This is a genomic window from Litoribacter ruber, assembly GCF_018500185.1.
In the GTDB taxonomy this organism is placed as follows: Bacteria; Bacteroidota; Bacteroidia; order Cytophagales; family Cyclobacteriaceae; genus Litoribacter; species Litoribacter ruber.
The window spans coordinates 26,823-39,192 of the sequence record NZ_JAHBGI010000005.1; the positions used below are offsets into that span (position 1 = coordinate 26,823).

Genomic DNA, 12,370 nt, shown 5'->3' on the forward strand with positions numbered 1-12,370 from the left:
TATAAATAAAACAAGCTATCTATTCGGTAGCCTCCGGCCAAAGGGGCTCATAGCCCTCATACAATGAATTATAAAAGCTAAATACCTTATAGAGGCCATTGTTTTCGCCAAGGTTTATCCGGTTAGCCTCGATAAAGCCCTCCACCTCCTGCTCTTTATCATCAAAAATCTTCAAAAGTTTTTTCTTCTTTCGGGGCACTTCCAAAACCTGCTTGTCTTTGACAAAATAGTAAATGTTTTTCTTTTTGATCTCATCATCCTTATTCCCAATCATCAACGCGGTATTATAATTGGCCCTTTTCAAGGTAGTCACCGTGCGCCGAACCAGGGGCAATTCACCATCTACCAAGATTTCAAAAAAGCCGGAAATAGGTACCCCTTGGTCCAAAAACTCCATCCCATTCACAAAATATCTGGGCACCTGATGCACGGAATCAATCCAAACCAAATTGTGGACGCGTAGGCCCGGAATGGTTTTTACCTGATCGCTATTGGGGGCAATGGCTTCAAATTGATGGCTCTCGATATTATAGCGAACCAAGTGGTCGGTTAAAATCTGATCATTTTTATAAAGCATGAGCGTGGATTTGTTCCACTTGGGGTCCAGGTAAAAATTGCCCAGTACTCGCTTAGGCTCATCTGGAATACCATACACCATATTTCCCCCTACAAAATTGGGACGATTGATTAACGTTTCTTGAATATTGGTGGCCCGGATGGTTTTCTGCAAGCCTTCAGTCTGGCAAAATGCCTGGGTGACAAAACTTATAAAAATCAAGAAACTGAATAAAGCCTTTTTCATATCTCATTCATTTTCATCTAAATATAAGACTTCTGCGTAAAAAGTAATAATGTAACTTTTAATATATAGTGAACTAATGACAGATTGCTTATTAGTTCCTTCTTGTATACCGTCCCTTCACCAACACCAATCATCAACAACACAATCCTTTGTTAATCAAAACTTTAAAGCAACACCCAAACTTAGCCACTCCGTATCCACTCCGATTCCACTTTGTACCCTCTCCGTACCCACTCCGTATTTTGACGGAGAGGATGCAGTGGGGATTTGGAGTAAAAATGGGATGGAAACGGAAAGGTTTGCTATCTGAGTAAAGTTGATATTAGGTAGGAATTACTTAAAAAATCTATGTATCAGAAATGGGACTAGCCCCATTGTAGGCTAATGGATAAAGCAAAAGCTTAGGGGAAGGCTTTGGCTATCTTTTCAACTAGCACTTTGTTGATCTTTTCGTAAGATTGGTGGGTCCAGCCTGCCACATGAGGTGAAAAAATGACGTTGTCACGCTCGGCAAGTTTATCAAAGGACAGTTTCTGGGCGTGAGTCATGCTGCCAAATTTTTCGTTTTCCAATACATCGAGTATGGCTCCTTTGAATATTTTCTCCTGAAGGGCCTCATTCAAAGTATCAAAACTGATTAGTTCTCCCCTAGCCGTATTGATGAAATAGATGGGTTTTTGAAATCTGCCCAAAAAGGTGATATCCAAAAAACCCCTAGTCTCGGAAGTTAAAGGGATATGCAGACTTAAAATGTCGGCTTTTTCGAAAATCTCCTCCCAACCCGCTTCAGCAGCATATTGATCGCCATAATCGGTTCTATATTTATCATAGGCCAGCACATGTACTCCAAATCCACTTAGGCGCTTTGCAAAAGACTGGCCCATGTTGCCGTATCCGATGATGCCGACTGTTTTGCCGGCCAATTCTTCCCCTCTATTTTCTTCCCTCCGCCAGATTCCTTTGCGGACCTGCTGGTCAGACCGGTTGTAATGGTTAAAAAGGGCCAAAAGCATACCCACGGCATGCTCCCCTACCGCATCCCGGTTGCCTTCGGGTGCATGGAATAACTGAATGCCTCGGGCTTCTAAAAAATCAATGTCAATATTATCAAGGCCGGCTCCTGCCCTGGCTATAAATTTAAGGTTGCCCCCCTTTTCCAGCAGCTCTCGATCCATTTTTGTTTTTGATCTAATGATCAATCCTTCATAGCCACCCACAACTTCCATTATGCCCTTGCGGTCTATTTCTGGCTTATAATCCACTGCATGCCCCAATTTTTCCAAAAGGGGCACAATACTATTGTGCATTTCGTCTATGATCAAAATCCTCATAACAGATCGTTTTATTTTAAACCTCCCTCATCTTGCCGTTAAAAAGCCTTGTTCGACCTCTTTTTTACTTTGTGCCCTTCGTGGCCAATTTTATCCTGATACCCTCATCGGAAATCCGACATCTGTCATCCTACAAATTCAACAACAACATCGCCACTCCAAAATACACTGCCAAGCCAAGCAGGTCATTTGCCGTAGTAATAAAAGGGCCTGAGGCAATGGCTGGGTTTACTCCAAATCGATTTAACAAAATGGGAGTTACGGTCCCCATAAAGGATGCCAGCAAAACCACGCAGAACATGGCCAGCCCAATGGTAACTCCAAAAATAAACTCATGTTTGTAGACAAAAACCACCACAGCCAGCACAAAACCTCCCAACACTACACCATTGACCAAGGCTATCAGAAAGCCCTTGATGAATCTTTGCCAAGGGGTATCGCTGAACACCGATTTTGCGGCAAGCGTCTGGACTACCAGGGAGGAGGACTGAATGCCCACGTTACCGCCGGTAGCTGCCACCAAAGGAATGAATGAAGCCAATGCGATGACTTTCTGAAGACCATCTTCGAAGAAATCTATTATTCCGGCCCCCATCAGCCCACCTACCACACCGATAAGCAACCAAGGAAGCCGAGCTTTGGCGATCCTGAAAATACTATCGCTTTCCTCCACATCATCCGAAAGCCCCGTCATGGCCTGAATATCTTCCTCTGATTGCTCCCGGATCACATCGAGGATATCATCAATGGTAATCCTTCCAACAAGCTTATTCTTGACATTTACCACAGGAATGGATTCCAAATCGTATTTTCTCATAATTTCCGCCACCTCTTCCTGCCTCATATGGGTAGGCACAGATATTTGGTCATCCTCAAAAATATCCGCAATCTTGGTATCGGCTGCCGAAAGAATGATCCTCTTCAGGCTGACCCTTCCCAAAAGCCTTTCTTTATTATCCACTACATATATGGAGTAGATTTTCTCAACATTTTCAGCCTGGCGTCGGATCTCATTGATCGTCTGCACCACCGTCCAATTTTGGTTGGCCTTGATAAATTCCTTGGCCATGAGTCCCCCTGCGCTATCCTCATCATAGCGCAAAAGGTCCAGAATGTGGGCAGACTTCTCCTTCTCCTGAAGGTGGCTGATTACATCCTCCCGCTCATTAACCCCGAGTTGGTTGAGTATATCTACCGCATCATCGGAGTCCATGTGGTCGATAAGAGCAGCGAGCTCGGTATGCTCCATGGATGTAATGATCTTGAATTGATCATCTTCATCAAGCTCAATTAAGATATCAGCGGCAAGCTCATCATCAAGCACCCGAAGCACGTACAAAGCCTCCTGCATGTCAAGCTCATCTAGCAAGGCCGCCACATCGGCCTCGTTGGCGCCTTCCATGGATTCCTTGATGAACACCTTGTCTTCGGCTTCTATAGCCTGGCGGAGTTGCTCCAGGTATTCTTTTGAGAGCTCGAATAGTTTTATTTGTTCCAAGTTGCTTGAATTTGGTTCGTTAAAAATACAAAGTCCTGCACGCCTAGTTGCTCAGCGCGCTTGTCCAGCAAGGACATCTCCCTCACTTCTTCGGCCAGTCCCATTGATTTGAGGGCATTCCGCAGGGTTTTTCGGCGAGTGGAAAAGGCCTGTTTAACCACCCTGAAAAACATCTTCTCGTCACAATCCAACTTTTTGGTTTCATTCCTTTTTAGCCTAATTACCCCGCTGTTCACTTTTGGCGGAGGATTAAAGACCCCGGGAGGCACCGAAAAAAGATATTCTATATCATAAAAGGCCTGCAACAGCACGCTTAAAATCCCATAATCCTTATTTCCAGGAGGGGAAGCAATCCGCTGGGCCACCTCTTTTTGAAGCATACACACCACCTCAGGCACCTTGTGGCGGTCCTCCAGTACTTTGAAAAATATCTGTGAAGAAATGTTGTAAGGGAAATTCCCCACTACTGCATAGTCCCCTTCAATTACCTTTCCAAAATCATGTTTTAAGAAATCTGCCTCAATAATCTTTTCTCCCAACTGGGGATATTTTTTGTGCAAATAGGCAATGGACTCGGTATCCACATCGACCAGGTACAGGTCCCAAGGCTCCTGCAGCAGAAAATCCGTCAGAACCCCCATCCCGGGACCGATTTCGAGCACTTTTTTCACTCCCTTGTGACCGGTCATGCCTTTGGCTATTTTTTCGGCAATCCCCAAGTCGGTAAGGAAATGTTGGCCCAGGTGCTTTTTAGGTTTGACTTTATCCATCTTAATTTCTCTGATAAAAATTCGTTAAATTGCGTGTCAAAATTAAGATATTATATGTTAACTGCCATAAGTTTAAAAAAGAGCCTTGATAATCCCGCTGCTCTCCAAGGTGTAATTTACCTTTCAAAGGAGGGAGATCTGGAACATTATGCCTTTGAAGAAAAGGAAAAAGCCTTCCTCAAAAACATGCTATTTTCCAAAAACAAGGAACAGTTAACTTTCACAAACGGGACCCATCAACTATTAATTTTTAAGCAGAAAGAAAGCTCTTCTGAAACCTACAAGGCAGAATATGCCAGAAGAGCTGGTGCTAAAGCTTGGGGGTTTTTGAAGGACCTGGATGCGGCAGTGGCATACGGTCTGGGAGAAAATGCCAGCCTTGCGCCCTTTCTGGAAGGCTGCATGCTTGCCTCCTATTCTTTTCAAAAGTATAAGACCGAAAAAAAGACTTTCCCCTCCACTCTTGAGGTAGTCGCTAACGGACTCTCCCAACAGGAGGCCGATTTTCTACAGTTATCCATCAACGCAACTTTTGTAGCCCGTACCTTGGTCAATGAGCCAGCCATATTTTTAACGGCTCCCCAGCTTTCTGAGGAGATTGAAGCCTTGGGAAAAGAATATGGGTTCGAAACGGAGATTTTCGACGAAACCCGGATCGCCTCACTAAAAATGGCCGGACTGCTTGCTGTCAATGCAGGAAGTGAATTGCCTCCTACTTTCAGCATCATGTGCCACCGCCCCGATAAGCCTATAAATGACAAACCCATAGTATTGGTGGGCAAAGGGGTGGTTTACGACACAGGTGGATTGAGCTTGAAACCCACGGCAAATTCCATGGACCTGATGAAGTCCGACATGGCTGGAGCCGCCACGGTGGTGGGCACCATGTGTGCTGTTGCCAAACTTAACCTCCCCATAGAAGTTATCGGACTGATCCCCGCTACGGACAACCGCCCCGGATACAATGCCGTCACCCCTGGAGATGTAATTGAGTATCCCAATGGCAAAACCGTAGAAATTCTCAATACAGATGCCGAAGGCAGGTTAATTTTGGCTGATGCCCTTATCTTTGCGCAGAAATACAATCCGGGACTGGTTATAGATGTGGCCACACTTACCGGAGCGGCCATGGCTGCAATTGGCAAGGAAGGTGCGGTGATGATGGGTACGGCATCGCAGGAATGGAAATCCCAGCTTCAACAGGCCGGAGAGATCACTTGCGAAAGATTGGTGGAATTCCCGATTTGGGAAGAGTACGATAAGCAATTAAAATCAAACATTGCCGACATTACAAACCTTGGCGGTCCGACCGGCGGGGCGATCACTGCCGGGAAGTTTTTACAACATTTTATAGATTTTGAATGGATACACTTGGATATAGCCGGCCCCGCCTATTCCAAATCCTCCGACAGCTACAAGCCGGCGGGTGGAAGCGGATTTGGCGTGAGGCTGCTGACCAGGTTTTTATCAAATTATACCCAAAGCACTAAATGAGCAACAGGAAAAACAAGCCCATCATTGGGATTACGATAGGAGATATTAACGGCATCAGTGCCGAGGTGACCATGAAAGCCCTTTTGGACAACAGGCTTCAAAAGCTCATTACGCCTGTAATTTATGCTCACGGCAAGGCCATCACCTATTACCGCAAGCAATTGCAGCTGGATGATTTTAATTTCATGCAAATCAAGAGCGTGGACGAAATCCACCACAAGAAAATCAACGTGATCAACGTCGTGGAAGAATGCCCCGAGGTAATTCCAGGCGTGGAAACCATGGAAGCGGGCAAAATGGCCATTGCCGCTATAGACCAAGCTATTGAGGATATGAAGGCCAACAAAATCCAGGCGATGGTAACTGCCCCACTGAACAAAAACAACATTAACAGCGAGGAGTTGAGCTTTGTGGGCCATACGGAATACCTTACACAGGCTTTTGAGGCGAAAGACAGCATGATGTTTATGGTGTCGGACGACTTGAGGGTTGGACTTGTTTCTGGTCATGTCGCTCTAAAAGATGTGCCGGCACAGATTACACAGAAGAGAATCCAAGAGAAGCTTCAGATCATGATCAAGTCCCTTCAGGATGATTATGGTATCAACAAGCCAAAAATTGCCGTACTGGGACTTAACCCGCATGCAGGGGAAGATGGTTTGTTGGGTGCTGAAGAGGAAGAAATCATCAAACCCGCCATTCGTGCATTTAAGGACAAAGGCGAAATGGTATTTGGGCCCTATCCATCTGATGGATTTTTTGGAATGATGCATTTCAAGAAGTTTGACGGGATTTTGGCCATGTACCATGATCAAGGCTTGATTCCTTTCAAGACCCTAGCGTTTGAGACCGGCGTCAACTTTACGGCTGGCCTGCCTTTTGTGCGAACTTCTCCCGATCATGGCACTGCCTATAACATCGCCGGGAAGAACGTAGCCGATGAAGGCTCCATGCGTTCAGCCATCTTTTGTGCCTATGATATTATCAGACAGAAGGGTGACTGGGAAGAGGAGGACTAAAATAAATACGGTTCAGTTTTAGTTTTTAAAAATACTTCACTAAATTTGCGGTCTTAAATTAGAAGGAGGAAGCGTGAAATTCTTTAAAGATTACGATATTGAAGTCATCAAACTTAAAGAAGGGAAGCATGAATTCTCTTTTCCAGTTACCGATGAGTTCTTCAAGCACTTTGAGAAAAACGAAATTGTAAGCAAGGGGAATTTGACTGCTTTGGTTACTTTATCCAAGGAAGCTAATTTAATAGACGCGATATTTGACATTAAGGGAAGCGTGGAGCTTACCTGCGACCGAAGTCTAGAGCTCTTTGACCATCCACTGGAAACTACCCAGCGAGTAAGGTACAAATACGGTCCAGAGGAAGCGGAAATCAATGAAGAGATTTTCATGATTACCCGCGACACCCCCAAAATCAATGTTGCGCAATTGATATATGAATTTATAATATTAGCGATCCCGGCCAAGAAAGTCCATCCGGACCATGTGTATGAAATGGATGAAGATGATTTTGAAGCAGAGGGTGAGCTGGTATACAGTTCCGGCGATGTTGAAGACGAGCCGTCTGAGCAAGACGAGGAGTCATCGGAATCCGAGGAAAATACAGATCCCAGATGGGAAGCGCTTAAAAATTTAAAGAAAAAAGATTAATCTAAAAATTGCATAGAGATGGCACATCCTAAACGAAAAATTTCGAAAACCAGAAGAGATAAGCGAAGAACGCATTACAAGTTGACCGCTCCTGGATTGGCACAATGCCCAACCACTGGTGAATTCCACCTTCCTCACAGAGCTTACTGGTTGGACGGCAAGCTTTATCACAAAGGTCAAGTGATCATGGAAAAAGAAGTATTGGCATAAGCCATATACACAACATACTACAAAAACCATCTGAATTCCAGGTGGTTTTTTTTCTTTTATATAGCTTCATGAATAGTTGTTTCTGGCCTCCAAAAAGCATTTTTCACTATGCCAGATAAGGGGTACAGGACTTTATATCATAGCTTTACAATTCTAGTGCTTAAAATCCTTGGTGGTAAAGCACTTTTTAAATAATTTTGAAGGCCGTAAAGTAAAGTACCCATGTATTAAAACCTACAATCGGTACTTTACCACAATTACAAGGGAATTACTAAGTAGAAATAACATATTAATCATCCAGTGTTTCTAGGTAACTCCCCAAACCAAATTTAAATGGAAAAAACTAGAGCTGTAATAGCCGGAGTACATGGTTGGGTCCCCGAATATGTGTTGACCAACAAGGAATTGGAAACCATGGTCGATACCAATGATGAATGGATTGTGTCCCGTACTGGTATTAAAGAAAGAAGAGTACTAAAAGGAGAGAATCAGGGTACTTCGGTAATTGGCACCCACGCTGTAAAAGGCCTATTGGAAAAAACCAACACCAATCCCGAAGATATTGATTTGATAATTTGTGCCACGGTAACGCCTGACATGGTTTTCCCGGCCACAGCAAATATTATCGCCGACAATGTAGGAGCTAAGAACAGCTTCAGCTTTGATATCTCAGCGGCTTGTTCGGGTTTTCTGTATGCTTTGACAATCGGAAGCCAATTCATTGAAACTGGCAAGCATAAAAAGGTCATCATTGTAGGCGCGGATAAGATGTCTGCAATTGTGGATTACACTGACAGGTCTACCTGCATCATCTTCGGTGATGGCGGTGGAGCGGTTCTTTTGGAGCCAACCACTGAAGAAATAGGGATTATGGACTCTATCCTTCATTCCGACGGATCCGGAGCGCCATACCTGCACATGAAAGCCGGTGGCAGTGCCAGACCAGCTACAATGGAAACAGTAGCCGCACGTGAGCACTTTGCGTACCAGGAAGGCTCTACGGTGTTCAAGTTTGCCGTAACCAACATGGCTGAGGTGAGCGCCAACATCATGGCCAAAAACAACCTTACTGCCGAAGATGTAGCCTGGCTGGTGCCTCATCAGGCCAACAAGCGTATCATCGATGCCACAGCCAATAGAATGGGTGTGGGACCAGAGAAAGTAATGATGAACATTGAAAAGTACGGCAACACGACAGCAGGAACGTTGCCATTGTGCCTTTGGGATTACGAATCGCAAATGAAGAAAGGTGACAACATCATCTTGGCAGCCTTTGGCGGTGGGTTTACATGGGGTTCCATGTACCTAAAATGGGGATACGACCCTAAATAATTGAGAAACTAAATAACCTTAAATAAATGGCAAGTACTGCAGATTTCAAAAATGGTCTTTGCTTGGAATTTAACCACGATATCTTTACGATAGTGGAATTCCAGCACGTAAAGCCTGGGAAAGGCGCTGCGTTTGTAAGGACCAAGCTAAAAAGTCTCACAACCGGAAAAGTCTTGGACAAGACTTTTAATGCCGGCGAGAAAGTGACCACTGCCAGAGTGGAAAAAAGACAGCACCAGTTCATCTATGCCGATGACATGGGCTATCACTTTATGGACACCGAAACTTTCGAGCAGATTCCTATCGAGGAAAAGCTTATCGAAAGACCTAAACTTCTCAAGGAAGGTCAGATGGTGGATATTTTGATCCATGCAGAAAACGAAACCCCTCTAGGAGTAGAATTGCCTCCGTTTGTGGAATTGATGATTACCTATACCGAACCTGGTATAAAAGGCGATACGGCTACCAACACCCTAAAACCTGCGACTCTTGAAACGGGAGCTACTGTGATGGTCCCCCTTTTCGTCGACCAAGATACCATGATCAAGGTCGACACCAGGGATGGTTCTTATTCAGAAAGAGTCAAATAAATAATCTATTAGCCATGCCTACCTCCATTTGCATGGCTTCAATGTATTTATACAAACCCGAAACTGACAATCAAAACTCAAGTTTCCTAACATCAAAAAAATATGAAAGCGCAAGAAATTCAAGAATTAATAGATTTCATTTCTAAGTCAGGTTTGGCTGAGGTAAAAATCGAAACGGATGAGTTCAAACTTTCGATCAAGAAGAACTCTGAGGTTGTACACGTGAAAGCTGCTGAACCTGCTGCTGCACCTGCCCCTTCCAACACAACTCCAGCTCCATCAAATCCAGCTCCTGTGGCGCCAACTGAAGCGGCAGCACCTGCTGCCCCGGCTTCTGATAACTCCAAATACATCGAGGTAAAGTCGCCAATGATTGGGACCTTCTACAGAACGCCAAACCCTGATTCCCCTTCATTTGTAAATGTAGGCGACACCATAAAGGCTGGCCAGACGGTTTGTATCATTGAAGCGATGAAATTGTTTAACGAAATTGAATCTGAGGTATCAGGTAAAATCGTAAAGGTGTTGGTAGAAAATGCCCAGCCTGTAGAATACGATCAGCCATTGTTCCTAGTAGATCCGGCAGGATAAGTTTCAATTTTGTTACAACTAACTTAATCAACTGTGTTTAAGAAAATACTTATTGCCAATAGAGGAGAAATCGCCCTAAGGGTAATCCGTACCTGTAAAGAGATGGGCATCAAGACAGTGGCTGTATATTCCACTGCCGACAAGGACAGTCTTCACGTTCGTTTTGCTGACGAAGCTGTATGTATTGGTGCGGCTCCTTCTAGAGACTCCTATCTTAATATCCCAAGAATCATTGCTGCAGCAGAAATCACCAATGCTGACGCTATCCACCCCGGATACGGCTTCTTGTCTGAAAACGCCGAGTTTTCAAGGATTTGTGATGAATACAATATCAAGTTCATCGGAGCCAGCCCCGAAATGATCAATAAAATGGGTGACAAGGCTACTGCCAAAGCTACCATGGAAGAAGCGGGCGTACCTACCGTACCTGGATCAAAAGGATTGCTCAAATCAATGGAGGAGGGCAAACAGATAGCTGCCGAAATGGGCTACCCTGTAATCGTAAAAGCTACAGCCGGTGGTGGTGGTAAGGGTATGCGAATCATCAAATCAGAAGCTGACTTCAAAAAAGGCTGGGATGATGCCAGACAGGAATCAGCCGCTGCTTTCGGTAATGATGCCCTTTACTTGGAAAAATTTGTGGAGGAGCCTCGACATATTGAAATCCAGATCATTGGTGATAGCAATGGAAGGGCTTGCCACCTTTCGGAAAGAGATTGCTCTATCCAAAGACGCCATCAAAAATTGGTGGAGGAAACCCCTTCTCCTTTCATCACAGATGAACTTAGAGATGCGATGGGTAAAGCTGCTATTAAAGGCGCTGAAGCCATTGGATACGAAGGTGCCGGTACCATCGAGTTTTTGGTGGACAAACATCGCAACTTCTACTTCATGGAAATGAATACCCGTATCCAAGTGGAGCATCCGATTACCGAAGAGGTAACCGACTTCGACTTGATTAAGGAGCAAATAAAGGTTGCTGCTGGGGAGAAAATAAGCGGAAAGAACTATTATCCCAAGTTATACTCTATGGAGTGTAGAATCAACGCAGAAGACCCTACCAAGGACTTTAGACCTAGCCCTGGTAGAATCGTGAATCTACACCTTCCAGGTGGACGTGGTGTCAGGATAGATAGCCATGTGTATGCTGGCTATGTCATTCCTCCTAACTATGACTCCATGATTGCTAAGCTGATTGTTAGCGGCCAGTCTAGAGAAGAGGTTATAGTACGAATGAAGCGAGCCTTAGAGGAATTTGTAATTGATGGCATCAAAACCACCATTCCTTTCCATTTGGCTTTGTTGGACGATCCTGAATTTAAAGCTGGAAACTTCACCACCAAGTTCTTGGATACCTTTGACTTTTCACGCATTAAAGGTTAAAAATATAAAAGGCTGCTTTTCGATAAAGCAGCCTTTTTTTCTTATTTGGCGCAAAACTATTAAAGCTTTTCTCCTTCTATTTCTCTTACCAGTTCTTCGTACCAAGCCTCCCCGTATTTCCTAATTAGAGGTTCTTTTAGGAATTTATAGATGGGCACCCCAAGCTTTTTCCCCAGCGAACAGGCAGGATTGCATATCTCCCATCTGTCGTAATTCAAAGCATCAAAGTCATCGTATTTCTTCACCCTTATCGGGTACAGATGGCAACTTATGGGTTTTTTGAAATTAGTTTTCCCATCCAAGTAAGCCTGTTCCATCCCGCATTTCAAAATCCCCTTTTCATCATATAGGGCATAGGCACATTCACGGTTGTCACCTATGGTTGGAGTACCTTTTTCACCTTCCTGATCATATACCCATACCCCCTGCTTTTTGATAGCAGCCTTCCCTTCTTCGCTAAGGTAGGGTTCTATAGCTGGGTAGGCTTTCTCAAGTATCTCAATCTCCTCATCTTCCAATGGTGCCCCGGCGTCTCCCTCTACACAGCAGGCGCCTTTACATTTTTCGAGATCACACACGAAGAAGTGATCCTTAATATCGTCGCTTAGCACGGCTTTCCCCACTAATATCATATTATTACTCTTTAATTATTTTGCAAAGGTAAGGATAATTGTCGACTGGCCGAACAAAAAAATAGCCGCCCC

At 44.4% G+C, this 12,370-nt stretch carries 13 protein-coding genes; 8 read left to right on the plus strand and 5 right to left on the minus strand.

The window, feature by feature from the left end; genetic code table 11:
• Positions 1–19 precede the first annotated feature (19 nt).
• From KIH41_RS08515 to rsmA, 4 genes are all read right to left on the minus strand, one after another.
• Positions 20–802, minus strand: coding sequence for a hypothetical protein (locus KIH41_RS08515; protein WP_214162146.1), 783 nt, complete (start codon positions 800–802; stop codon positions 20–22).
• A 401-nt stretch (positions 803–1,203) separates the two neighbouring features.
• Positions 1,204–2,133, minus strand: coding sequence for a 2-hydroxyacid dehydrogenase (locus tag KIH41_RS08520; RefSeq protein ID WP_214162147.1), 930 nt, complete (start codon positions 2,131–2,133; stop codon positions 1,204–1,206).
• 130 nt (positions 2,134–2,263) lie between these two features.
• On the minus strand, positions 2,264–3,631 hold the full coding sequence (mgtE, locus tag KIH41_RS08525; protein ID WP_213944943.1) for a magnesium transporter: 1,368 nt from the start codon (positions 3,629–3,631) through the stop codon (positions 2,264–2,266).
• Positions 3,619–4,401, minus strand: a complete 783-nt coding sequence (gene rsmA, locus KIH41_RS08530) for a 16S rRNA (adenine(1518)-N(6)/adenine(1519)-N(6))-dimethyltransferase RsmA (RefSeq protein WP_214162148.1) — start codon at positions 4,399–4,401, stop codon at positions 3,619–3,621. Before rsmA ends, mgtE begins: the two co-directional genes overlap by 13 nt.
• A 54-nt stretch (positions 4,402–4,455) precedes the next feature.
• Between rsmA and KIH41_RS08535 the strand changes: the two genes are divergently transcribed.
• From KIH41_RS08535 to accC, 8 genes are all read left to right on the plus strand, one after another.
• Positions 4,456–5,895 (plus strand): leucyl aminopeptidase family protein, encoded by a 1,440-nt coding sequence (locus KIH41_RS08535; RefSeq protein WP_214162149.1) that lies wholly within the window; start codon positions 4,456–4,458, stop codon positions 5,893–5,895.
• Positions 5,892–6,914, plus strand: coding sequence for a 4-hydroxythreonine-4-phosphate dehydrogenase PdxA (pdxA, locus tag KIH41_RS08540; protein ID WP_213944940.1), 1,023 nt, complete (start codon positions 5,892–5,894; stop codon positions 6,912–6,914). The genes KIH41_RS08535 and pdxA overlap by 4 nt, the downstream gene beginning before the upstream one ends.
• Before the next feature lie 73 nt (positions 6,915–6,987).
• Positions 6,988–7,560 (plus strand): YceD family protein, encoded by a 573-nt coding sequence (locus KIH41_RS08545; RefSeq protein ID WP_214162150.1) that lies wholly within the window; start codon positions 6,988–6,990, stop codon positions 7,558–7,560.
• 18 nt (positions 7,561–7,578) lie between these two features.
• Positions 7,579–7,770 (plus strand): 50S ribosomal protein L32, encoded by a 192-nt coding sequence (rpmF, locus tag KIH41_RS08550; RefSeq protein ID WP_143962228.1) that lies wholly within the window; start codon positions 7,579–7,581, stop codon positions 7,768–7,770.
• A gap of 333 nt (positions 7,771–8,103) precedes the next feature.
• Positions 8,104–9,102, plus strand: a complete 999-nt coding sequence (locus KIH41_RS08555) for a beta-ketoacyl-ACP synthase III (RefSeq protein ID WP_214162151.1) — start codon at positions 8,104–8,106, stop codon at positions 9,100–9,102.
• Positions 9,103–9,128: 26 nt separating this feature from the next.
• Positions 9,129–9,692 carry an elongation factor P gene (gene efp, locus KIH41_RS08560; RefSeq protein WP_213944937.1) on the plus strand — a complete coding sequence of 188 codons (564 nt, stop codon included), beginning with the start codon at positions 9,129–9,131 and terminating at the stop codon, positions 9,690–9,692.
• A gap of 102 nt (positions 9,693–9,794) precedes the next feature.
• Positions 9,795–10,283, plus strand: coding sequence for an acetyl-CoA carboxylase biotin carboxyl carrier protein (gene accB / locus KIH41_RS08565; protein WP_214162152.1), 489 nt, complete (start codon positions 9,795–9,797; stop codon positions 10,281–10,283).
• 33 nt (positions 10,284–10,316) lie between these two features.
• Positions 10,317–11,666, plus strand: coding sequence for an acetyl-CoA carboxylase biotin carboxylase subunit (accC, locus tag KIH41_RS08570; protein ID WP_214162153.1), 1,350 nt, complete (start codon positions 10,317–10,319; stop codon positions 11,664–11,666).
• A gap of 59 nt (positions 11,667–11,725) precedes the next feature.
• On the opposite strand, the gene KIH41_RS08575 is transcribed toward accC, so the two are convergent.
• Positions 11,726–12,298, minus strand: coding sequence for a DUF3109 family protein (locus tag KIH41_RS08575; RefSeq protein WP_213944934.1), 573 nt, complete (start codon positions 12,296–12,298; stop codon positions 11,726–11,728).
• Between the last annotated feature and the right edge of the window lie 72 nt (positions 12,299–12,370).